This window comes from Pirellulaceae bacterium (assembly GCA_029243025.1).
GTDB lineage: Bacteria > Planctomycetota > Planctomycetia > Pirellulales > Pirellulaceae.
On sequence record JAQWSU010000030.1, the window covers coordinates 205,636 to 230,440 of the forward strand.

General features: G+C 52.1%; 11 protein-coding genes. 6 read left to right on the plus strand and 5 right to left on the minus strand.

Annotation, left to right across the window (positions count from 1 at the left end; all coding sequences use genetic code 11):
* Positions 1–4 precede the first annotated feature (4 nt).
* Positions 5–1,576, minus strand: a complete 1,572-nt coding sequence (locus tag P8N76_13525; protein MDG2382684.1) for a sialate O-acetylesterase — start codon at positions 1,574–1,576, stop codon at positions 5–7.
* Between the two features lie 195 nt (positions 1,577–1,771).
* On the opposite strand from P8N76_13525, the gene P8N76_13530 reads away from it, so the two are divergent.
* A complete protein-coding gene (locus tag P8N76_13530; GenBank protein MDG2382685.1) occupies positions 1,772–5,926 on the plus strand; it encodes a c-type cytochrome in 4,155 nt (1,384 codons plus the stop codon).
* Between the two features lie 54 nt (positions 5,927–5,980).
* Here the strand turns inward: P8N76_13530 and P8N76_13535 are convergent, their stop codons facing one another.
* Together P8N76_13535 and P8N76_13540 are read right to left on the minus strand one after the other, a co-directional pair.
* Positions 5,981–14,257 carry a lamin tail domain-containing protein gene (locus P8N76_13535; protein ID MDG2382686.1) on the minus strand — a complete coding sequence of 2,759 codons (8,277 nt, stop codon included), beginning with the start codon at positions 14,255–14,257 and terminating at the stop codon, positions 5,981–5,983.
* Positions 14,258–14,509: 252 nt separating this feature from the next.
* Positions 14,510–16,234, minus strand: a complete 1,725-nt coding sequence (locus P8N76_13540) for a serine/threonine-protein kinase (protein ID MDG2382687.1) — start codon at positions 16,232–16,234, stop codon at positions 14,510–14,512.
* A gap of 746 nt (positions 16,235–16,980) precedes the next feature.
* On the opposite strand from P8N76_13540, the gene P8N76_13545 reads away from it, so the two are divergent.
* Entirely contained in the window at positions 16,981–17,862 is an 882-nt protein-coding gene (locus tag P8N76_13545; GenBank protein MDG2382688.1) for a DUF1571 domain-containing protein, read from the plus strand.
* 81 nt (positions 17,863–17,943) lie between these two features.
* On the opposite strand, the gene P8N76_13550 is transcribed toward P8N76_13545, so the two are convergent.
* Positions 17,944–18,909 carry a glycosyltransferase family 2 protein gene (locus tag P8N76_13550; protein ID MDG2382689.1) on the minus strand — a complete coding sequence of 322 codons (966 nt, stop codon included), beginning with the start codon at positions 18,907–18,909 and terminating at the stop codon, positions 17,944–17,946.
* Positions 18,906–19,850, minus strand: a complete 945-nt coding sequence (locus P8N76_13555) for a hypothetical protein (GenBank protein ID MDG2382690.1) — start codon at positions 19,848–19,850, stop codon at positions 18,906–18,908. Before P8N76_13555 ends, P8N76_13550 begins: the two co-directional genes overlap by 4 nt.
* A gap of 276 nt (positions 19,851–20,126) precedes the next feature.
* Between P8N76_13555 and larC the strand changes: the two genes are divergently transcribed.
* The 4 genes from larC to P8N76_13575 all read left to right on the plus strand — a co-directional run bounded on the left by larC (position 20,127) and on the right by P8N76_13575 (position 24,798).
* Positions 20,127–21,290: a nickel pincer cofactor biosynthesis protein LarC gene (gene larC / locus P8N76_13560; GenBank protein ID MDG2382691.1), complete on the plus strand. Its 1,164-nt coding sequence runs from the start codon at positions 20,127–20,129 to the stop codon at positions 21,288–21,290.
* A gap of 257 nt (positions 21,291–21,547) precedes the next feature.
* Positions 21,548–22,834: a TlpA disulfide reductase family protein gene (locus P8N76_13565; GenBank protein ID MDG2382692.1), complete on the plus strand. Its 1,287-nt coding sequence runs from the start codon at positions 21,548–21,550 to the stop codon at positions 22,832–22,834.
* 300 nt (positions 22,835–23,134) lie between these two features.
* On the plus strand, positions 23,135–23,800 hold the full coding sequence (locus P8N76_13570; protein MDG2382693.1) for a hypothetical protein: 666 nt from the start codon (positions 23,135–23,137) through the stop codon (positions 23,798–23,800).
* 182 nt (positions 23,801–23,982) lie between these two features.
* Positions 23,983–24,798: a hypothetical protein gene (locus P8N76_13575; GenBank protein MDG2382694.1), complete on the plus strand. Its 816-nt coding sequence runs from the start codon at positions 23,983–23,985 to the stop codon at positions 24,796–24,798.
* The last annotated feature ends 7 nt before the right edge of the window (positions 24,799–24,805 follow it).

The window sequence follows — 24,805 nt, forward strand, 5'->3', positions numbered from 1 at the left end:
CCCTTTATCGATTGTCCGCGGTGATGCCTTTCCAGTCGTCCGTGCGGAATGGTGTGAGTGGTAAACCGTCTTGACTGTAGACGTTACAAATTGGGTTGTCTGACCATGCGTATCGAACGGCAACCGGCTCTTTGATTTCATCGTTCCAGACCGCGATCTTGTCTTTCCCTTCGATCTTGGCCTTAGCCCAGTGCCAATGTCCTGGGCTATCGGAAATCGCAAATCCGATGGCGTCACGTTTGTCGACAGTTCGCAAGCCTTTGCCAACTCGGTCGAATGTCAATTCAATTTTTCCGTCTTTGGCTTGCATCGACTTGTAACGCGGGCTGTCGCTGGCAAACTTCATTCCGTAATCATTGACGAGAGCCAGTCGTGCTAGTCGCCTCGCAACTTCCAGCTTGTTCCGTGGATGAATGTCGGATCCTTCGCCGATGTCGATAATCACGGCTTGGCCAGTATTGGGAAGTTTGTCTTCCGTCATCGTCTGGGCTTCGCGTAGCTCTGCCCAATCGCTATTGGATGGCGTTTGTTTTTCATCCTTGTAGTCCGCCAATTGAACCCAATAGAACGGAAAATCTCCCTGTCCCCAATCGCTTCGCCAATTGTGAATCATCAGAGGAAACAGCTCTCGATATTGGTAAGCCCGAGACGCATTCGCTTCGCCCTGATACCAAATTGCCCCTCGAATCGCGAATGGCATGACAGGTTTCAAGCGGCCGTTAAAAAGGTTGCCGGGACGATGATTTGTGACCATTTGGTTGTTAGGTCTTGCCGGTTGTGGCGGCGCTAACTGGCCTGATTTTTTGGCTGCGATAGCCTGGTCTCGCCATGCCAATCGGGCTGCTTCATAGTTTTGATACGACTCTCGGAGTTCTGGTTGGGCCTCTGTTTTTTTCCAGCGACTCAATAGGGGTGCATAGACTTCATTGTCCTTCAATAGCTCTCGTCGTACCCAGGCTTCACACGAAGATCCGCCCCAGGCATTGTCGATCAAGCCGATCGGTACGTTGAGCACATCCTGCAGTTGTCGGCCAAAGAAATAGCCGACCGCCGAGAAGTTGGCGACAGTTTGGGGAGTGCACAATTGCCACTTTCCAGCAAATTCCTGCAGGGGAACTTGCATTCCAGGTGTGCCAACGGTGATCAATCGGATTTCAGGCCGATTGGCTGATGCGGTTTCTAGATCGGCATTCCAGGATTGGTTTACCGACCATTGCATATTCGATTGGCCCGAACAGACCCAGACTTCGCCGACGAGAATGTCTTTCACCTCGATCCTGTTTTTTCCCGCAACCGTCATGGTCAGAGGATCCCCCACCTTGAGAGGATCGAGTTTGACCATCCAATGTCCATCCGCGTTTGCAGTTGTTGAATGCGTTTGATCACCAATGGTGACAACGATCGATTCTTGGGGGTCGGCCCATCCCCAAATGGGGGCTTTCATGTCGCGCTGCAACACCATGTGGTCGCCGATAATCGTTGGCAGGGCCACTTCCGCGGATATTGATTGAAACGGGATTATCCCGAGTAATACTGTCAGAATTGTGGTCCGAATATGAAGCAGACAGGTGTTCATTCCATGCTCCCATTGTCAATCAAACTGCTGATAGATTAGTAACCCGTGATGCGATTCGATGCTTTGAAGAAAATCCAATATAGCAGTTTTTCCGTCCGTTTATCTGCGGATCCTCAGTTCGTGCATTTCGAAAGGCCGACGATCAAAGCATAATGTTGGAGTTTGTGTTTTTCCTGATCTTCGGATTTGTCGACTATGGCCCAACAAAAATTCCAACGCTTCCGCACTTGCGTCTGTTTGTCGATCTTGGCGACCGTTGTTGGTCAGACTCAGCAGGCTAGTTCGCAGGACAGCGCGCAGGACGGCGAAACAATCCGAGGAACTTATGCTGCCGGACTAATTGTTCGAATTGCCGATCAAGAAGGTCGTTTTGTTGAGCAGATCGACGATACGCTGGGCGGTTGGCTCGATTCGAATACGAAATGGAGTGCGACGAAGGCTGACACGTCTTGGAAGATAAAGTGGAATGGATTCTTACTGGCCAAGCCTGAGGGACGTTTCCGCTTTCATGGTTACGCGCGCGGCACGGTCCGAATTACAGTCGACGGAACGCAGTGTTTTTACTCGGATACGGATACGCCATCATGGGTTGAATCCGAACCGGTCGAATTGGAATATGGTTGGCGAACGCTTCAGGTTGATTATCAACCCAAGGGTCAGCAACCGCTATTGAAGATTGCTTGGTCTGGGCCCGGATTCGAACGGGAGTTGATTCCGAGTCGTGCTTTATTTTACAACCCGTCACGTTCAATCGGCACTCCCGAGCAGCGTGGCGGCAAGTTAGTACGGGATATGGGCTGCAAGGCTTGTCATCGCCTGGATCGCGTGCCAGATCTCGATCCAGCTCCGTCACTTGCGAATCTCTCAACCCACATGTCTCGACATTGGCTAATCGATTGGTTGACGAAGCCGAATTCGCATTCAGGGATGTTGCCAAACTTTGAATTTACACCAAAACAGGTGAACGCGATCGCGGATCATCTGTTAGCTGATCCGCCGGATGTGAAAGCGAAGGCGCCAGAGCCTGGAAATACGCAGCTTGGACAAAAGCTGTTTCGCACGATTGGTTGTCTGGCCTGTCATCGAGCGGACGACGTGGGACCCGTTTCAAGTAGGCGGGACCTGTCTCGCGTCGCTGATAAGCGATCTGCTGGTTTTCTATCGACTTATCTGCGGAATCCGCAATATCTTAACTCGGACCATCGCATGCCGGTTTTTGATTTGAGCGAAGAAGAGCAGAGAGATTTGGTTAGCTATCTCCTGACGTTGCGGTCGGACGGGAGTAAGCCAAGCTTTTCTGCCACTTCGCCATCGGTCGCAGGAAAGGCGCTCGTGAACGTTGTTCGCTGTGGAAGTTGCCATCAGCTGCCAGGCGACCCGATTGTTGTGGAAAAAATTCCGCTGCCCCGTCAGGTCGAGACGGATCGTGGCTGTTTGGCAGACTTGAATTCATCAGGTTCTCGTCCAAGTTACGAATTGTCCGACGCAGATCGCGACTTAGTGCAAGCGTTTTTGGCATCCAAGCCAGGGGGACTTTCGCGCATTGCCCCGGCCGAACCTTTGCAACGATTCGGGTGTGTGGCTTGTCATCCGCGTGAAGCGGAAGCCGGCATTGGACCCGTTGCTCTACAAGTGGCTGCTGTGGATCCATCTCTCGCTCCTCAAGTGCCTGCGTTGATCCCTCCCTCCTTGAATCAGATTGGAGATAAGTTAAACGAAAAAACATTGTCTCAAGTCATTGTGGGGAACGGATCCGATCGGCGGCCTTGGTTGTTGGTCCGCATGCCTCGCTTTCGATTTGAGCCGAATGAAGCCAAGTCGCTTGTTCGTAACTTGATCGCTGCAGATCGTTTGCCAGTTGAATCACGAAAGGTTGCTGGGGAGAATCTCAACGCGTCGCAGCTTGCTCATGGAGGTACCCGACTTGTCACGTCGGCGGGATTTGGATGTACGAGTTGTCACGCGATTGGCGAGTCGCAGCCACCAAACGGACCCTTGAACGCCCGTGGCCCCGATCTGGCTTCTGTGGGAGAACGCATTCGGCGGTCCTGGTTTGATCGTTGGCTTCGTAATCCGACACGCATCGTACCTCGAGTTGAAATGCCAGCAATCACTCATCCGGTAATAGGTGTCTTCGAACAGCAACTTGATCAGCAAGTGAACGCGGTTTGGCACGTGCTCAACCAATCCGATTTTCGTCCACCTGAGTCGGATGCGTTGAGAGTTGTGCGTCGTACGGGTAATTCGGATCAGCGGAGCATCGTGTTGACGGATGTGCTTTATTCACGCGGCGAACTGTTTGTGAAACCGTTTCTTGTTGCCTTACCAAATCGGCACAATGTTTTGTTTGATTTCAAGACGGGGCGGCTCGCAGAGTGGACAATCGGTGATGCAGCGCGGCAGCGGACGAAAGGTAAAACATGGTTTTGGGATTTGGCCGGAACGCGAATGCTCCTGGATAATAGTCCCGATTCGGATGTCGCAATTCTCGCAGCGGGCAAGCGGTACTTTGCGGAAACCCAGGGGCAGTTTGTGACGCAGGCCGATCGTTGGAGCCATGATGACGGGGGTGTTGAGTTTCAGACTCGTTTGGAGTTTGCTGGGCCGAGTCCAACAAGGTTGTGGCTGACCCAACGGATACAGCCATCGAGCAATTCTCCCGCAACCGCTTGGCAACGCAAGCTTTCATTCGATGGAGACGTTGCTCGCAGCGATTTGTCGGTGCGTGTGATTCCTGACGGTCAACTGGATCAAATGAATTTGTCGTCCGATGCGAGGGTTGCCGAATTACCGGATGGGCGTCGTGTTCGCATTCTTAGTGATGGGAATGCCAAGTTTCATGCAGACGGCTTTGTCGTTATGGGGGCGGCCGCCGGTTCCGCCGAAATCTTACTCGAATATGAATCGTCAATTCGCTCCGATCAGTTTCCAGAAATTGTTGCGAAAGATACCTCTCAGTCGCCGGCAAAAATACGTGTCGTACCGGGTTTCGAAGCTTACCGTTTACCAATTGGTAACTCGATGATGCCGACTGGCTTAAGTTGGCGACCGGATGGAAATCTCTACGTTACTTCGTTGAAAGGGCGTGTCTGGCGAATTTTTGATACGGACGGAGATGGATTCGAAGATGCGACGAATCCATTTAGTGATGAATTAGCCGCCCCCTATGGTTTGTGGGCACAGGCGGAATACGTGGATGTAATCAACAAGTACGGTTTGTTGCGACTGTTCGATGAGGACAACGACCAACGAGCGGATCGAGTCGTAACGCTTGCGTCAGGTTGGGGGCACACGGCCGATTACCATGACTGGGCCGTGGGTTTGTCACGCGACCAACAGGGACGGTATTTAATGGCGCTTCCGTGCCAACAAGATGATCGCAACTCGGCGGCAGGCCGATACAGAGGACAGGTGCTGCGGCTGACACCTCGTCAAATCGATAACGATATGCCCATGTCCTATCATATCGAATCCATTTCAGCCGGTCATCGATTTCCCATGGGAATCGCGTTGTCAGAGGAGCAGAAACTTTTCGTGACCGACAATCAAGGAAATTACAATCCCTACAACGAATTGAATTACGTTACGCCTCGGGCGCACTTTGGATTCGTTAATCGATTGGACTCTTTGGCGGATCGTCCCGCGGTAACGGCTCCAGCGATCAAGATTCCACATCCCTGGACGCGCAGCGTGAATGGGATTTGTTTTCTGGAGACGCCGAGGCAATTGACAGCAGCCCGATTTGGTCCCTTTGAAGGTCATCTGATTGGTTGTGAATACGACACACGTCGACTGATTCGATTCAGTTTGCAGACGATCGGCGATACGGTGCAAGGTGCTGCCTATCCCTTTAGTCTTGCAGAAGAAACAGATGGAGAAGGGCTGATGGGGCCAATTGTTTGTGCTATTTCGCCTCGGGCAGAGATCTACATTGGTGAGATACGCGATAGTGGTTGGGGCGGTGGTCAAAATGTTGGGGCTTTGGTGCGTCTGTCACCTGATCTGCAACACTTGCCCAATGGAATCGCTGAAGTCTCGGCGATTTCAAACGGATTTCGTCTCACCTTCGTTTGCCCTGTTGATCCGCAACGGGCTGTTAACCCCAAGAACTATGCCGTGGAATCGGTGACACGTACAGCGACGCCGGCCTATGGAGGAGCAGATCACGACCGACGACAAGAGACCATCCGCGAATTGCGCATGGTGGATGAGAAAACCGTGGAGATATTCTTCGAGCAATTACGGACCGGCTTTGTCTACGAGTTTCGCTTGAGGAATCTCAGCAAAGATCAACAAATGTTCTACCCTGCCGAAGCCTATTACACGCTCAATCAAATCCCTCGTGAATAGGAGCTAGTCAAACATCGAACCGTCGTTTCAAAGTTGAACGCCCGGTTTCATTGGTTACAGGTCGAAATCGGCGATCGCGATATCGTTTGCCAGCTGATCATCCAGTTCGAATTCCCGATCGAAGAGGGAGTCAGCGTTTGCGAAAGCAGCGCTGACCTCGTTCGCCCTGGGTGTGGTCGTGGCTCGCAAGACGGTCGGTTTTAGCTTCTCGGTGCGTTCCAATTGAGCTTCGACCGCGGGGCTGAATAAATTGGCGGCGACTGCATTTGTTGATAAAACTGGCTGGATGACTGCTTCGACAGAGTAATTGCCTTCCTGGAATGCCAGTACGACATCGCTTGAGTCGAATTCACCGTCACAATTCCAATCGCCTTCCGCCCAGGTCGAGTTGCCATCCACGGCGTCTTCGTACTCGCCGGCGACAAAAACAACGACCAAATCGGAAGAATTAAAAGTGCGATCCAAGTTGGCATCACCAACGGTGGTTCCCAGGATGTCGTTAATCAAGACATTTCGATCAGCATCGTTCACGAGTTGATCGTCATTCAAGTCAAACTGTAGGTCACTTGCCTGAAGTCCTGCGCAGAATAGTTGAATGTCGACGAATTCGACGAATCCATCTCCATTGAAATCGCCCGGCATCGACATGCCCGGTACTTCGCCCGGGGTGGGAGCCGCCGCCGTCCAGCTGGCTGCCAGTCGACCGAGTTCGGCTGGCAATTGACGTTGAAGAGAATCGCTGCCGCCGTCCGCTGATTCTGGCCAGGGGCTTGCATCGTCAAAGCTGACTTCATCTTCAATCAATCGAGGGATGAAGTTGGGTTCGCCCAGCGGCGCTTCATCGGGCCGTTGCAATTGCACTGTGTCGCCGCCATTATCCAGCTTGCCAGCGTATCCACCCACAATCGGCCTTGAATCGGGTAATCCATAGTGCATTCTGAAAGCCGCAAGTCGATTAGTATTCGCAGGGTTACTTGGGTCGAAAGAAACGACCACGAGAGCTTGTCGCGGTCGGATGAGGGTGTCGTCGGCGAAATCAAAATCAATGCCTTTTCGAATGCGCCAATTGGTCAGGTCAAGCGTTTGGTCGGTCGGGTTGAGGATTTCGACGAATTCCAGGTCATCATCTTCGAGTAACGGGTCAATTTGCAGTGCAGCTTCCGATGGGTCTTGTGGATGGTAATTCACTTCGCTAATGACGATGGGGCCGACTCGGGCGGCTCCATTTGTGTCACCCAAGGAAAGGTCGAGTAGGGGAGACCATTCGCCATCACCGTTCGGGACTCTGCCCAGTGATTCAGCATTAGCCGTTGCTCCAAATTCAACCGTATCAATGACGCGATGGAGGTTTCCGTCGGAGTCTGCTTTCCAAAGCCAGATGGAGTCTCCATGAGCGGCGTCGAGTGAAAAGTCATTTGAACCCGTGCCCTGGGTGGGATTAAAGTTCGTTTCGTCCAGGACCAGGTATCCGCCAGCTGGTAGCTCAGAGCCTTCTGGCAGTTGGTATTTAAATAGGTTTTTTTGGCTGTCGCTAAGGTACCAACCGCTCAGATCAACGTTGGTATCCGATCGATTGAAAAGCTCAATGCTATCGAAAAGGGGGAGGTCTGTATGAGAGAGTATTTCATTGATGACGACATTGTCACTGTGGGGTGTGGGACCCGTTGCGAAGCCAGGTGTGCCACCCATCTCAACACTCGCTTGCCAGTTGGTTTTCTCGCCCCAATCGCTGAAGGAAGCGGTCGGATCGACGACTTCCAAGCTGCGGCCCATACCATTGGTCGATGATTCCCAACGAGAGTCGTATTCAAACCGGAGTATGCCCGCGTCGAAGGGGTTGGCCAGTCGGAGAATTAGTTCCTCGCTGCTGTTGCTCAGTTGTCCTGAGTACTGTCCGACGAGGTTGATGCCGCTGCCATAGCGTTGCAGCATTGCGGCGGAGTCATTAGCAATGATCACTCGTTCGCCGACGGGAAGGCTGACCGCTGGGAATTCGAAATCAACGGCTCCTGCGATACGCACACCCTGGAGATTGATTTCGCTGTCGCTCAGATTCTGGAGTTCAATGAATTCGTAAGATTGGCTGTCTGCTGGGTTGTACATGACTTCTGTGATTCGTAGTCCGTCAACGATTGCCTGTTGGTTCTCGATCGTCGGATTGTTGGAAATCACACTGGCCGCCAAATCCATTCCGAACACCAAATCGGAACTGTTTTGTCGGACTTGATGAACTTCAACAGCAATTACGTTTTCACCACGTTCCCAAACTTCTGCCGGGATAACGAACGGTCCCTCAAGTTGCGCTTCATTCACGTTGCCATTGGCCGTTCGTTCGAAATCGATTTCGCCGTCGGGCATTCGTAGTCGCAGCACTTCTTGCCCATTGATGTAAACGATGGCACCATCATCGATGATCGTGCTGAATTCAGAGATAAGGTCGGCTGGGTCTTCGTCGATGTCTACCCGTTTGCGAAAATAGTAGGTGATGTCGCCGAGCGAAAACTCTGTTTCGAGTTGCTCGGGAAGTCTTTCGTTTTCATTGCCGAGTAATCCGATACCGGATTCCCACTCCGAGTCGTCGAAGTCGGGTTCGCGCCAAGCGGTTCCCAGATCGCCACCAGAAGGCTCGTATCGCCACGTGGCATCCCAGCTGAACTGAAGCACCGAAGTTTCGGTTGAATTGGGCTGGTTGTTGGTGATTTCACGAGTTGGAACAGGAAAGAAACCGTACTCGTTGCCCCCGTCAGGAATTCGTCCCTGAGAGACATCGGTTGTTTGAGGGTAGTAGAAAACCTGGTCGATGAATTGCAAGTCAGGCGTCAAGAGGGCGAGGTGCTCATGAGTTGACGATAGCTTGAAATTGGTGTGGTCGGCTCCATCTTGGACGTCGTTGTCAGCAATGAATTTCACATAGCCAGATCCATCAATGAAACTCAGCTCTGGAATCTGGTATTGGTTGGGAGCTGTAGACGCCTCATCAGTCAGCCACAAGCCGCCCAAGCCTACAGCTTCAGTTTGTGGATTGTAGAGTTCGACAAAGTCGTTTTTGAATCGAATATTTGAAGCTGCGAACCATTCGTTGATCTTTAATTCGCTTGTCGAAGCCAGCGGAGCCGCTTGATTAGGAGCTCCAATCGTGGGGAGATTTAGATTCCAGCTGCCTTGATCGTCGATGATGCCGATTGAACGATCGTTGAGTTGTTGTCCAAACACAATCGAATCGACGACTTGTCCGCTGGCGTCGAATAAGTAGACGGCTTCCCCAATGGCATCCAGATCAAACGAAAGCGAAAGATTTTCTGCTTCAGCGGTGTTGGTAAGTATCAGGTATTCGTCCGCTGCGATTACCGATCCTGCGGGGAAAATGAATTTGTCATTTACGTCGAGTCGGTCTGACAAGCGATATCCACTCAGATCGAAGTCGGCACCTCCATCGTTGTAAAGTTCAATCACGTCTGGGAATTCATTGCCTGCCTGATAGGCTGCTGTGTTGCTGGTCAGGACTTCATTCAACCGTACACTGCCAGGCAGTGTGGGATCGACTTGCCAAGTGTGAGAAGTGGCGTCCGTTTCGTCTTGCCAATGACCAAGCGAGTCACGGCCGATGACGGAGATTGTATAACTTCCGGGCTCCAGACCGGAAAATTCGATTTCGGAGCTGATCGGCCGTTCGGGACTCCAGGGGAAATCGTTCAACCGAAAACGGTACTGAGTGATGCCCGCACCTCCCACCCGGATCGTCGCAGTGGTGTCCGCCGTTGGTGTCTTAGGCACGTCTGTGAGGATTGGGCCGCCGTTAATTTGCGCTCCCATGTTGACTCCATTCGGTCCACTCCCGATTGCAGGTGATCCCGTAAGCAGCGCGTAGTTCTCTGCGGCGGTGCCAAGATGAGGATTGCCGTATCGATTACCCGTACCGAGCTCAAATTCAGAGTTCGGGAGGAAGGAATGGTCAACTTGCAGGTCGATTTCGTCAGTTACAGCTCCAAACGTTGTCGCATCTGTGACAAATATGCTGCCTTGGACGTTCGCTCCTCGACCGGGTCCACTGGTTTGTCCGGGAAGATCAAAGTAGAGGGGTGAAAAACTGGCTGAAGCGACCGTGTTATGGAAGAAGTGCATGTACGCTTCTTCCTTGACAAGTGATGCGTGTTGTACGTTGTCGAAAACGTTGCGTAGCACCCAAAAGTCTCCATCGGATGCGGAGATGGTGTTCGACTCACCGGGGTCGGTGTTGAATTCATCTTTGATGAAATTCTGGAACAGATTCCCTTCAATGTAGACATCCCCGGTCATGTCTAATGCGTCATCGCCGCCGCCTCGGAAGGTGTTGTTACGGATGATCGGTATCGGGTCGGGTCGTTTGGGGGCGTCAAAGTCGACGGAGTCGTTGTGGCCAGTGATGTGTCCAAAATCATTTCCATCCAGAATCCAATGACCGCCTTCGGGGATTCCACGTCCCCAGACGTGTTCGCTGCGATTGTCGGTGGGGGGCGCTTCACCTGGGTCGGTAATGTTGGTGAACACCGAATTGCGAACGATCAAGGAAGAGTTGATCGAGCGGATACGGCGTCGGGACGCATGGTCCAACGTACTTTGCTCGATCGTTAGTTGTGAATTTTCCAAGCCGATCAGGCCGTCGTCAGTAACACCATATTCGAGGATCGCATGTTGGATGAGGTTGTTTGCTTGCGAGTTCCTGAATTGGATGCCGTCCCAGGAACTTCCACCTGGTTCTCGCGTAAAGCGAATCTCTTGATGGGGAGCACCTATCGCCATGAGCTGGCCGCGTACGGTGAGTTTTGCGTCATCTGCAAAGAAGACGGTGGTACCAGGTTCAATCGCCAAGAGGACTCCCTGGTCGATGACCACATTACCGGAAATCCGATAGGGGCCATCGGCTGCCTTCCACGTTTGCGACGTGTTGATCGAGTCGCTTACCTCTTGCATGGAGCCGTTGTCGTACCAGATATCAATGAATTCACTGGCAACCTTGTTGCCACTACCATCTGGGCCATCATAGGCGTCGGCTACGACGCGATTGACGCCAGGCATCACTTGCAAGCCCTCCGAGGCCGTTATATCCATCAACGCCGTCAGCTTTGCATCCATTGACGTATCAGAGCTGCTTGGACTGGCTTGGTGAACCTCGATGGCAATTATATTGGTACCAGGCTGTAGAGCTTCCAATGCGGTGTTTGGCAGCGTCGTTCGGACAAACTCGGTTTCCTGTGGACGGCCACGGAAGTCGAGAGCGATTGTATCGAAGGTTGCATCGTCAGCCAGATTCAATCGAGCCACTTCCTGACCGTTGATGTAAACGGCAGCTCCGTCGTCGAAGAGTAAATCCAGCGATAATGATTCAATTTCGGTAGGATCGTCGACTTCGAAGTTTTTTCGGAAGTAGGAAGTGATGTAGCGATTTTCCTCGTCGTCGCCAAAGCCAATGGTTGTTGTCTCGTCACCATCTCCGTAGCCAAGCTGGGCGGCGCCTTCGGCCCAACTGGAATCATCGAAATTCGATTCGCGCCATGTATTGCCCTGGTCAGATCCATCGTCAAGATATTGCCAGGTCGCTCCAGTTTCGAGCAGCGTATCCGATTCTGCTTCCGACGCTGAGATTGACCAGCTGCCATCACCCCGCAGAATATTGGTGGATTCTCCATTGATCAGGACGGATTTTGTCGTCACCACGGGCGCATTGCCCGTGAGATTGAGAATGGGAGACTGGATCCGCGGCAATCCATTCTGGGTGGGCAGGTCGTCGGTGAAGGTGAGGCGTTCGTTGATGCGGGCTCGTACCGAATTCGCTCGATTAATCAGGAATTCTTCGATGTCGTTGATGCGCTGTTGACTCGTGATGTCGCCCAACGCTTCCATCAATGTTGGTTTTAAGTGATCCGTGAGGATCACGTTGTCGATGAGATCGATGTACTGTCCATAGTACCGCGGTAAGAATTCTGGATGGTTGATCAACTTGTCCAGCGCCGGCACGGCCGTTGGCCGGAAAATGCCGCGATTCACATTGTTGTATAAAGAGTCCCAATCGTAGGGGATCATCTGGAAACGCGTGTCATTGCTGCCGCGGTACATCGCATAGTCGTCCCCCGCTCGGTCGCCGGTGAACAGGCCATTTTCGTTATTGTCGATCAATGAGTTCATCGCAAACGCTCGAAACCACTGGTCCACATCGGCGACAATTTGCACATCTTGGACATAAGTTTCGGCGGGCGATTCATTCAAACGATTTGTCAGATCGATTACATCCGACCAATTGGCTTCGCTGGAATTCGTGCTTTTCGAATAGCTGACGTAGGGCGCAGGATCAAAACCAAAGAATTGCAGGCCGGCTCCACCACCACCGGGTGGTGATTCATTCGGGCGACGACCGCGATAGATATTTCCGCCGTCATCTGCCGGGAAGTGATTTTCGGCAAATTGACCATCCAAGGCTTCTGCATGGACATAAAATCCGCCTTCTTTAATGTCGACACCATTGCTGTACATGCGAACCGCATGGACGTCGCTGGCCGGCAGGCCAGCCAATCGGAAGAGCGTACTCCCCGAGACTTGATTGATTGGCGCACGTGCGTTGAGATTGATTCGTGTTAGACCTTTCCATGGATTATCGGATGGGATTCGGATTCGATTGTTGGGCACCCGGTCGTCTCGGCTAGCACTGCCGCGAATTCGCACGCCTGTGTTATAACGCACGTCGGTTCCTGTACCGGTGACTGCAATAAACGTTGCATTAAATTGAGCGTTGCTGGATCGATTCACATTGCTGAATTCTTGCCGTTCGCTCGTGGTCATCACCTGATGATAAATCGGCGGATCACCCGGCTTGAGAGCGGGAATGTTATCAAGAACCTGATAGAGGGCATTCGTTTTTTGATTGCCATTCGCTGTGGCTGCTGGCCAAGTTCTCGTTTGAGCACTCGCGTCGCTGGCCTGAACATAGAACTCCATTACGGTGCGGTGCGGTTGCGGCTCCAAAATGACGCCAAATTGGCCATCGTTCGGCTCCTCGTCGCCGTGCAGACCGTCGTCAAACATCGGGGTTGTTTGGAATTCGGATTCGCCATCAATGCGCCACCGAAGTGTCGCCACGATGCCATTCGACAGTTCGTCCTGAAGCGAAGCTGTGACGGTTACGGGCTCTGCTGACGTTGGTACGGGCGGGGAGTGAGATACGTCCCAAATTAACGGGGCAATGTTGTCTTGCGCGGTCGAGTTCCTGGCACCCGGCGTTCCGCCATCGGGCGTACTCGAGGTCCAGTTTTGCGCGGCCGAATTGATCTGATTGAGATTGATCAATTCCAAGGATTTATTGCCTCCGCTATGGCCTGCCTGCCAGATCCAGCCCGTGTGCCCGCGGTCTTCGGAACCTTTGCGCCGCACCGACCAGTCGCCCTCATCCGCATAGCTGATGCTGTCGACGCGATTGCCAAGCTGATCAGTGAGTTCAAGCTTTTCACCATTGTTGCTGAGCGTGCCGGTCCATCCGCCAACGACCGTTTGCACATCGGGGTACTTCGTTTGGAACGATTCAACATTCGCAGCTACGACGAGGTAACCTCCTGATTCGATCGACACCTCGGGTAATGTGAATTGCACACCGCGCGTAAATTGCCAGCCACCTACGTTGACGCTTTCGAATCCGCGATTGTGTAATTCGATGAATTCTTCTGCTGTATTCTCTGCGTCCAGTAGGTCAGTACGTGGCAAATCGTACATGATCTCGCTGATCACGACGGCGCGAGAAGGATCCGAAATCGGTGGGACTGAATTCACGAGTCCCGGTGTGGGGCTAGTGAAAAAACCTTGTTGACTCAAGTCCTCTGACAGACCAAAAGAGATGTCGTCACTTTGAGCTGTATAGGATGCCCCATAGTCGAACTCGACGGTCACACCATCCGGTTGGACTAAGGCCAAATATTCACCGCTAGAGCTCAACTTAAAATTTGTGTGAAGTCTATCCTGGCTCGCGGTCTGATCTTCCCCAGATGCAAACACAACCAGATGATCATCTGGCGCTAGGGACACCACGGGAAATTGCCATTTGTCGAGGTTGTCCGCTGTGTCCGTCAGGTACCAGTTTGTTAAGTCGGCCGTTTGCGAACCCGTGTTCCGAAGCTCGATCCAGTCCGAATAGTTGCCCTGGTTGTCGGGCACTGTCGATTCGTTTGCCGCCATGAACTCACTGATGACAACGGCCAATAATTGGCGCGCTTCAAGGTTTTCCAGCGAGAGCTTGGACTGACGGTGACGTTTTTTTCTTTTTATGGCGCCTGAACCATAGGCGCTTAGCGAACCTCTAGATCGACTCATCCGATACCCCAATCGCCTCTAAAACTAAGGGTGATCTTTCGCCTATCGGGGGCGCGACAAAGCGTCGCTGCGTTTCACTTTTGAAGAGCGCACTATCTGCATCGTCGCCTCTGTTCCCTACGTTCCGATAGTTCCCATTTTACGGCATTCGAGCATAGAAGCGGGAAAAGATGTGGAAAGTACTCAAATTGGTTGCGCCGGAATCGGTCTGGCTAGTCGGTATGGGGGGCAGGTAAAGCGTTGGCTACTGTATCAGCGTAATGATAACAGAGCTTGTCGCGCTTGAGCGACCTGCGTTTCCGCCCAACTTTCGCCCGCATACAGGTTGATGATTCCCTGATAGATGTCTCTTGCAAAATCTGAATTGGTTTTTTGAATTTGCTTGGCGTGCTGCATTTGCCTTGTGATTAAGGCGAGTTGGGCTTCACGTTGTTGTTTGAGTTCACGTTCTTGAATTGCTGATCTGCGTTTAATGAGATTTAAGCAAGCTTGTTCTTCTGGACTTAGTTTCTCCTTACCTTGGTAAAGCATCAGAATCGACTGCAAGTCACGGGTTGAACCGGCAAGATCGGTTTCTGCCCGTCGGACGGCCGCAACATACAACTGCTGAACGGCTGATTGGGAGGATTTACCGCGTCTCGCTTGCAATTCCAGACGGCGCTGTAGTCGGTCGACTTCGATCATCTCCTTGATTTCATCAACGTTGCTCGAGCGCGAGTCGTTTGGATAGAGTTCGAGAAACTGTTTGACCTCCCGTTCAACGGCCAAGAACCAGCGTTTGTCGTCAAAATCTTCCTGTTCCATGATTTTTTGATAAAGACTGTTGGCGGTCGGTGGTTGCCGCCATTGTTCCACCGCGAAATAGATGGTGGTAGCGACAAATGCGAGTGCGACGAGCATTCCGAGTGTTTGCCAGAAAACAACGGACTGGCCACTTTCCTTAGATGCTTCAACTCGCGTGAAGTGAGTGTCGCCTCCGCTCGAAGGCCGATCGGTCGTTACGTGAGTCCGTTCGGATTCCGCCTTGAGATCGTTGGGGAGTTGAATGGTGGGACGATCGGAAATCTGAGCTTCGTGTTCTTCTTCGAGTTGCTCAATTTGAAAGACATCTGTGTCGGCGGAGGCGCTTGCGTCTTCGTCGCTGTGTACCGAGAGAGCATGTTCCATTGCTTTCAGGCGATGGGACACCGCCAGCGCTGTGGGAATTCGACCTTCCGGCCGTTTTTCCAACAGTTGTTCGATCAAATGTTCCATTTCGACGGGAACGTCGTTGATTAAGCGACAGACAGGCGTGGGCGCATCAAAGCGAACTTTGTGGACGACTTCGGCAATCGATTGTCCGGAGAAGGGCGGCTTGCCGACCAAGAGGGCATACATCACGGAGCCTAGGCTATACAGATCGGTACGCGGGCCGACCGGCTTGCCTTCGCCTTGTTCGGGAGCCATATAATCGGCGGTGCCCATCACGCTCCCAGTTGTCAATTGATTCGATCCAAAAAGCTTCGCGATCCCAAAATCAAACAGTTTGATTTGGTCGTCTGTGGTCAAGAGGAGATTAGCTGGTTTGAGATCTCGATGGATGATGCCGTGGTCATGGGCGTGTTTCAGGGCAGCACAGATCTCGATTGCAATTCGGCTTACTTCACGCCAAGTGAATCGACGTCCTCGTCGCAGTTCTTCTTGAAGGCTGTTCCCCTCCACCAGCTCCATGACGTAGAACAAATGTCCATCTTGCTCGCCAAAACCGGTGAGTCGAACAATGTTTGGATGCTGAAGCTTTTTCAGCGATTCAATTTCGGCGGCGAACCGTTCGCGAAAACTCTCATCGCCGGCCAAGGCGGGGGACAACACCTTGATCGCCGCGAGTTCTCCGGTCGTTTGCTCCTGGGCTGCATAGACCGTTCCCATTCCCCCACGACCGACAATGCGTTGAAGCCGATAGGGTCCAAGTTTTCGGTTGAGGTTGGGATCTTCCATTCGTCAGATATTCAATCAATTGCATGCGGGGCTTAAATGATAACAAACGTTGTCATGATGAAGACAGCTGTCAGCCATCACAGCGAGCTAATTGTACTCGCCAAGTGCGAATGAGTTGAATTTCAGCTGGTTTTTTGGACCGTCTTTTCGCGATCTGGATCGATCTGCTGGTACGAGAGCTCGGATGTGCCGCTTGGATTGATATGATTTGCTGCTTGGTTGGCATGGGAGCTGCGTTCCTCAGACACGTCAAGTTGTGATCAAGGGAGTGGTTGTGATCAAGGGAGTGTTGGTTTAGCAGCGAAGCGAAGGCGACAGTTGGGTTCGTCGTCGAGCAATTGGTAAAATAGTGCGGGGCCAAATTCCCATGGGTGTCTAATGAGTTACGATGATCCAAGCCGTTTTGAAATCGGAATTCCAGCTGTTCCGGTTGTGCGTGTTTTACTCGCTTAAATGGGATTGAATGGGTTTCGCCCCTTGCAGTGGGCAAGGCAGGGTGGAAGTCGTGGTCGATTCGCTCAAATCCGTTTTGTTTGTTAAGACCGTTGTTTTGCCGGGGCAATTTGCACTTATCCTGCCGAACAGGTTTGTTTACGCATTGACCAAGGTTCATTTTATCAGATATGCAGAATACGTCCGCATCCGTCGGATGACGTCGTGATCGTGTTACTTGATTTGTGCCGGATGTATCAGCAAATTTAATCGCCCAGGGGCTCGTTGGAGTCTGGGGTGCGGAGACGAGAACTATGGCGAAATTCCGTGGGCAAGCAATCGCATCGAGTCTTTTTGCTATTTGTGCGCTCAGCAGCGTCACGGGCGCTCAGACTGAGGAGCCCAACGTTGGGAGGGTGAAATCTCGAACGACTTTTAAGCTGCCTACGGACGATCCGACCACCGCGAGCGAGCATCCCCTCAAAACTTTGGTGCGTCAGGCTGAAATTGCTTATCGCGACATGCGTCGTGAAGTGCGTGACTATTCGTGCATTATGGTTCGTCGTGAGCGAGTGGATGGGCGGCTTGGTAAGCATGAGTTCATCTATGCGAAGGTTCGCAACAGGCAAATCGCTGATGGAAAGGTAGAGGTTCCCTTTGGCGTGTACTTAAAGTTCCTCAAACCTAAGTCGATTGCGGGTCGCGAGGTGCTCTACGTCGAAGGTCAGAACGACGGGAAGATGTTTGTCCGGCGTGGAGGAACTCGATTTGCCTTTGTGACAACTCGGCTTGATCCGAATAGCGAGTTGGCGATGAGGGAAAATCGATATCCGATAACGGAATTTGGCATTGAGAATCTGCTCCTTCGTCTTATTCAAAGAGCACGCACTCAGTTGGCGGCCGGGGCAGATTGCGAGGTTCGGTATTTGGATGATGTCACAGTGAATGGTCGTACCGCAACCGGCATCGTCATTAAGCCGAATTCATCCCATGATGAGATGGGTTTTTACGAAGCTCGTGTATTCGTCGACAATGACTGGAACATTCCAGTTCATTACGAAGCGTATGCTCCGCCAGCGGAGGGTTCTGATCGACCTCGCTTGCTAGAACAGTACACCTACACGAAGCTGCGGCTCAATGTTGGCTATACCGATGCCGACTTTGCCGAAGATAATCCCAACTACCAAGTCAAATAAGCAGCCGCTCGGACCCCCGTTGCCGCTCGATCACCAATCAGTTTTGAAGCTGATCGTCGCCATTCCGAATTCTGCGTGCGTTCAAGCAACTTTCCGCAGTTGATCTTGAAAACCGACCTTGCGTGAAATTGCAAAGGGCCGATTGCCCTGACGGTTATAGTAAATTCGGGCGCTGACTTCTCCCAGTAATCCCAGACTGATGAGTTGTACGCTTGCCAGCCACAAGAAGACACCCATCAACAGGAGTGGGTTGCCCGTCATGTCAACCTGTTGGAAAAACTTCATGCCAACCACGCTGGCCAGCGCGGCGCTCCCCAACAGCATGCAGCCGACCGCGAATCGACCAAAAAGTTTCATTGGATTCGAGAAATAATCCTGCATGTAACGTACGGTGCACAGATCCAAGAGAACTTGCAGTGTGCGAGAGATGCCGTATTTGCTCTTGCCATGTTTTCGGGCTCGATGGTTCGTTACCATTTCCAGGCAGCGAGCTCCTCGCTCAGCGGCCAGAATCGGAATGAAGCGATGCATCTGTCCATAGAGTTCTAGTTCGTCGGCGATCTCGCGCCGAATCGCTTTGAGCGTGCAGCCCAGGTCATGGATCTGTTGTCCGGTCGACCAAGAAATTAATCGGTTTGCCAGTTTCGATGGAAGCTTGCGACTGAGCCATGCATCTTGCCGATTCTTTCGCCAGCCGTGGATCAAATCAAATCCGTCGTCGATTTTTTCGAGCATGGCGGGAATATCGCGAGGATCATTCTGGAGGTCACCATCGAGTGTGACAATGACATCTCCACACGCAGACTCCATGCCGGCTTGCATAGCAGCCGTTTGCCCATAATTGCGTCGAAATCGAACGACCCGAATGTGAGGATCCATATTCGCGATCTCAATCAGTCGATCTTGGCTGCCGTCCGTCGAACCATCGTCCACATAAATGACCTCATACGATTGTTTCGTCCGCTGCATGACCGCACGGATTTCTGCCTGTAAAAGGTCGAGGTTTTCGAGTTCATTATAAATGGGGATCACGAGTGAGACGTTCATGCACATTCCTTTGGTCCCGTATGGTTGTTGGGACAACGCGTCTTGATTGAGTGAGGGAGGCTCTTTTGTATCACCGCAGGGGGCATCGGTAATTTCAACATTAAATCCAGCAGCAAGAGATTGCCGCGATTGTAGACATGGCGAGAACTGCGGCTGCCTAAATCTTCTAACACACTTCGAAGTACTGTTGGATACTTGGTGATTACGGAGTGTCGAGTTAATCGAGACTGATGGATCTGGTCAAGAAACCTCGCCATCTCCTGACTCAAATTGCCAGAACCCATAATCACATAGGCTTGAATGAGTTCTCGTAATTCGTCTTCCAGCCATTGATCGTCCGCCGTTGAAGCGTCATTCGGTTCGGTGAGCGGGGCCGATTCGGTGAGCGGGGCAGCGAGCCTGATGATTGATTCCAGTTCGGTTGTCAGCTTCAAAATCTCATCTGACTCGATCGTTTTCTGCCTTTGTTGTCGCTGTCTCAAATGCCAGTTCTCGGCCCGCAAGCGACCGTGTTCTGCAGCGCGCGCGATCTGCCAAATTAACTCACGTGGAATTGATGTTTGCACGGCGACAAACCCATCGGCACCGGACTCGTAACAGTGAGTTGCCACGGTGCTGTCCGTTTCCTCACCAAGGAGAATGACGGCCTGATGGTCATGAGAGCCGGCACGAATGGCATCGATCAGTGATTGGCAATCACGCGAATCGGCGTCCGTATCCAGCAGGACGGCGTCGAAAGTTTCTTCGCGAAGTTTTTCCAGGGCGAGTGTCAGGCTGGGGGTTTCGGTGAGAATCACATCGCAAATTTGCTCGGTCGCAAGGGCCTCATTGAGCCAGTTGCGCGGGCTCTGCGGACCCGGAACATACAAGACCTGAAGTCGCGTTGGGAGCGAACCGATCCGTGCGAGCGAGGCTGTTGAGCCAGAAACGAGATTGACCATAAAAGCGCCTTGTTCGCAAAAAAACTGTCTGCCGAGCGTTTTGCCTGCTAGCTCCCTCCCCATTTTTTCTGATCGCGCCCACTTTTATCGTGACCCTGGTTTTGCGTCAACGCAAATCTCCACACCCTCGCATACTTACTGTTCTCGCTCGGGTCGCGTACGATGTGGGCGTTGGCCTTGGCAGTAAGATTCAAATTCAACGGGCTTTCGGCAAACCGCGAACCGATCCGAGCATGCAAGCAAGGCTGGCACTGACCATCTCGAAAGGGAATTGAAATGAAGATCATCTACCTCGATTGTGCTAGCGGAATTAGTGGGGATATGATGCTGGGCGCGTTGGTCGATGCGGGAGTCGATCTGGCTGCGATACAAGCGGGAGTGGATTCCTTGGGGTTGCCCAGTTGTCAATTACAGCGCGAGGAAGTCAAACGGCATGCGTTCCGAGCGTCCCACATCCAAGTCGTTCACGAACCGGAACACGCCCATCGGCATCTGCATCACATCACGGAAATGATCGACGGGAGTTCGCTGAGTGATGCTGCACGAGAGTTAGCAACACGAATCTTCACTCGCCTAGGGGAAGCAGAAGCGAAGGTTCATGGCAGCACGCTCGAGAAAGTGCATTTTCACGAAGTCGGAGCGGTTGATTCGATCGCGGATATCGTGGGTGCTGCGATCGGTCTTTCTATGATTGGGGCGGATAGGATCGTTTGTTCACCGATTCCTACGGGAACCGGCTTTATCGAGATTGCTCATGGGCGCTGCAGTTTGCCAGCGCCTGCAACGGCTGAACTACTCCGGGGTATCCCGTTGGTCGAGTTGGATCTGCCGTTCGAATTAACGACTCCAACTGGTGCTGCGATTGTCGCCAGCACGGCGACTTCATTCGGGGGTTTACCCGAGATGTCAATTGAATCGATCGGCTACGGTGCAGGCAGTCGTGACCTGAAGTCTCAAGCGAATCTGTTGCGAATGATTGTTGGGCAGCCATCGACTCTTACCCCTCGCGACCGTATCGTTGTGTTAGAAACCAATTTGGATGATGTCACTGGTGAGACCCTTGGATATTGCACGCAACGGCTGATGGAAGCCGGTGCACTTGATGTGTTTACGACAGCGATTCAGATGAAAAAGAATCGGCCAGGCACGCAGCTTTCCGTGCTCTGTGCTGCCGAGCAGGTTGTCGAATTGGAAGCGATTGTTTTTCGAGAGACCAGGACGCTTGGGATTCGACGTTGGCAGGCTGATCGCCATTTATTGGAGCGTGAACGGTATGACCTGCAGACGCCATTTGGACCGATTCGAGGCAAGAAAATCACCTTCCCAGACGGATCTGTTTGTTTTTCACCCGAATTTGACGACTGCCAGCGAATTGCCCGCGAAAAGCAGATTCCGCTTCAGCAAGTATTGGACGTCGCCAAGCAGGCACAGATGGGGTAACCTATAGGCCTAAATTATTCGCCGATTCTTCCGGAATCGCACGGTGTAGTTTGGCGATGCACATCTCTTGCCACAAAACTTTATTGCCACAAAACTTTATTGCCACAAAGCGAGCCAGGATGGCAAAGTTGATGACCCACCGAATTAATGTCGATCGATGACGCGGCTAAGTGTCGCGTCTGTCTGAATAAAACAAGTGTCTTCCAATCTTGGACGGGTTTGCCGTCTGGTCTGAAGCAAAAGAAAGTGAGAAAACGATGTACAGATATTGGACCGCTGTCGCTCTCGTTGTTGCGCTAGTCGCGGGCTGTGAGAAGAAGCCGGTTGACGAGGGTTCGAGTAACCAGACGACTGCCAAAACCAAATCAACCGAATCCGCTCAGCCGGCCGAAGTTGGTTCAAGTAGCGAGGCGACAGCCCAAGTCAAATCGTCAGACGCCGCTCCGTCGGCGGTCGAAGAGCAAGACACGGCGGAACCTACTGGGCTTGCTAATGCCGATAACAATCTGACCACCTCGACAGCAGTCGCGGCGAAGGAAGACACGACGGTTGACGCGGGGACCGATGATCAGCAATTGACCCCTGATCAAATCAAAAGCCAAATCAATGAAAAACTTAAGGCGGCGATGGCGGCTCGCGATGTCGATCAGGCGATTGCTGTGTTGGAAGAAGGACGTACGCAGCTCCCTGACGACAAAGATATTTCAATGGCGTTGTTGCGATTCCAACTGCAAAACGATTTACAAAAAAAGGCGAATGGGCCGGATCAGGAAGCAGTCGCAGCCGATTTTCTCAAGACGCACGCATTGGCGAATGAAATCTTAGGTGATGACGAAATCACGGATCCGCAGTTGGCCCAGATTCGACAATTGGTAGACTTTAATCGTATCCGTGCAATTGCATTGTCGGGAGACGTAGCTGAGACCGCGGCGGCTCTGGCGGCTGCCTATGATTCCGGGTTTGAGCAATATCGTGGTCTCGACAAGGATCCATTCTTCGCAGCGATCGCGGATCAACCTGAATTTCAAAAGGTGATTGATGACAATACGAATCGCCTGCAAGCCAAATATCGCGAGGCAGCTCGCGAAGAATTTGCGAATGCGGAAGATATCGATTTCGATTTTGATTTGCCTGACTTAGAAGGAAATTCCGTCAAGTTGTCTGACTTTGCGGGCAAAGTCGTGATCGTTGACCTGTGGGGGACCTGGTGTCCGCCATGCCGAATGGAAATTCCTCATTTCATCGAGCTCCAGGATAAGTTCAAAGACGACCTCGAAGTCGTTGGGATCACTTATGAGCAGGTTCAGGATGAGCAAGCCGCAATCAAGCAGATTAGTGAATTTGTAAAGGCTGAGGGGGTGAATTATCCCTGCGTGATTGGCGACGAGGCCACGCAACAATCCTTAGAAGTTCGCGGATTTCCCACGACGTTGTTTATTGATCGCGAAGGAAAAGTTCGACTCAAGATTGTCGGTTATCATCCCTATGAGAAGCTGGAGGGATATGTTGCCGAATTAATTGGGGATGGCAAACCATCCTCCTAATTCCTCTCCCGATCGCGGATTGAATTCTGGGCCGATTCCAAGAATCGGCCCATTTTTATTGCTATGCCAACTTAGCTTGCCAATCATGTCGTCTTGACGCTTGTTTGACGACTCTCTGCACGCCGGTTAGATTCGATTGGTCTCAGGGGCGGACGTTGCCTGCGTTGTTGAACAGCGTTTCGCTGGCATGGCGTTAGAAACCGAAGGACGACTGCAGCGGCGAAAATGATTGACCAAGCCGAAGTACGCAAGTAACGCTTTTGGGGGGCGATTTACTCAAGGCTCTTTTGGGTTCCAGCGATGTGGGGGACGGCTATCGGATTGCTGGCGAAATCACCTTGGTCATGGGTTGGTTGGATTGCCGTAGCACTTGGGTTCGGCTCGGTTGTCTGGCGCATGACGGTCGGAGGGCGGGAGTTGGCTGAGCGGGCCATCATCCGTGTCAAACGGAAGGCAAGTCGCGAGCATCGTGCTTATTTGCGTCAGTTGCAACGCAAGTTGCGTCGTGATCGGGACGCACGCACGGGGGGGATGTTGCGAAGTTTGCAGGATCTGTACGGTCGCTTGGATGACATGGAGTTTGATCCCAGCAACCAGCAAAGCTGGCAAATCGAGGTTTTCGGCGAGATTCGCAATCTCTATCAAGCCAGTTTGGCGGCCTTGGAGCGTTCGTATGAAATGTGGGATCGGGCCAACGAAATGGCCACGGATGAAGCTCGACAGGAGTTGCTAAACTGGCGTGATGGTGTGCTGCAAGAAGTGAGTCAGAGCGTCACGCAGCTCTCAAAAACGGTTGATGATGTCCAAGCTTCTGTGATGAAAAGCGAACTACCGGATAAAGATCTGGCTCAAATGCGTGGGGAACTCGAGCAGGGTTGGGAGGTTGCCCGCGGAATTGAGCATCAGATCGAGCAACTTGAGAGGGAACTCAAGGGTGTGCGGATAACGTTGCCGGAGCCTTCGTAACGCCCCTAGTTTGACCCGTTTATCGATCGCTGCATTGTGTCGAAATTGTTTTTTTTTTAGCATTCAGGCACTGGGGTTGGTGTATACCAGTTCCCTTGAGTGACCCGTTTGCGATCTAAGCGGTATGATTTCGCCCTCGAGAATGCGGCTGAGACGGCAGTTCGAAAGCAAAGGAACGAAATATGTTTAAAGCACTTGGCAAGTATCTTCGTGCGATCGGATACCTATTTACGGGGCGTATTGACGATGCCCGACGAACACTTAGCACCAATCCAGCCGTTGTAAAGGCGACTTACGATCGAGTCATTGAAGAGAAGACCAAGCGAATCCACCAATACAAAGACGCGGTCGGTGCGATGATTGCTCAAGAGGAAAAAAAGAAAGCTGCTTTGAAACGATTGACCGAAGAAGTCGCGAAACTCCGCAACCTTCGTGATGGTGCTGCAGCGATGGCACGAAAGACTGTTGAAAAGTACAACGGTGATATTGAAGCGGTCAAGAACGATCCTGAGTACCTCAAATGTCAGTCGGCCTTCAAAGATTTCAGCTCGAGCCTGAACGAGAAGGAAACGCATTGTGCGGAACTTGAGGACGACATCAAAGAGTTCGAAACCAACATCACAGGACACAAAACACAGCTACAGTCCTTGCTACGTGAGATCGACAAGATTCGCCAAGAGAAGCATGAGACGGTCGCCGACATGTTGACCGCAAAGGAAGAGAAAGAGATCTCTGATATGCTCACCGGCATCAGCCAGGATCGTACTCATGAGGAGCTGCAGGAATTACGGGATTTGCGCGATCAGGCGACGGCCACAGCACGCATTTCACGAGAAATGGCGGGCGTTGATACCAAGCGTTCTGAGGACGAGTTCTTAGAGTACGCCACGCGGGAAACGGCCGATTCGGAATTCGACACGCTGATTGGATTGACGCAGAAAGATTCCGACTCCGGTTCACAGGAAACGGCTGATAAAACACAAATCCCAGAATCGTAAACGAACG

Bases quoted from the DNA above. Each gene is read 5' to 3' on its own strand.
- P8N76_13530 (MDG2382685.1), top strand. From the start codon at position 1,772: ATGGCCCAACAAAAATTCCAACGCTTCCGCACTTGCGTCTGTTTGTCG.
- P8N76_13555 (MDG2382690.1), bottom strand. From the start codon at position 19,850: ATGGTCAATCTCGTTTCTGGCTCAACAGCCTCGCTCGCACGGATCGGT.
- larC (MDG2382691.1), top strand. From the start codon at position 20,127: ATGAAGATCATCTACCTCGATTGTGCTAGCGGAATTAGTGGGGATATG.
- P8N76_13525 (MDG2382684.1), bottom strand. From the start codon at position 1,576: ATGAACACCTGTCTGCTTCATATTCGGACCACAATTCTGACAGTATTA.
- P8N76_13570 (MDG2382693.1), top strand. From the start codon at position 23,135: ATGTGGGGGACGGCTATCGGATTGCTGGCGAAATCACCTTGGTCATGG.
- P8N76_13540 (MDG2382687.1), bottom strand. From the start codon at position 16,234: ATGGAAGATCCCAACCTCAACCGAAAACTTGGACCCTATCGGCTTCAA.
- P8N76_13550 (MDG2382689.1), bottom strand. From the start codon at position 18,909: ATGAACGTCTCACTCGTGATCCCCATTTATAATGAACTCGAAAACCTC.
- P8N76_13565 (MDG2382692.1), top strand. From the start codon at position 21,548: ATGTACAGATATTGGACCGCTGTCGCTCTCGTTGTTGCGCTAGTCGCG.
- P8N76_13545 (MDG2382688.1), top strand. From the start codon at position 16,981: ATGGCGAAATTCCGTGGGCAAGCAATCGCATCGAGTCTTTTTGCTATT.
- P8N76_13535 (MDG2382686.1), bottom strand. From the start codon at position 14,257: ATGAGTCGATCTAGAGGTTCGCTAAGCGCCTATGGTTCAGGCGCCATA.
- P8N76_13575 (MDG2382694.1), top strand. From the start codon at position 23,983: ATGTTTAAAGCACTTGGCAAGTATCTTCGTGCGATCGGATACCTATTT.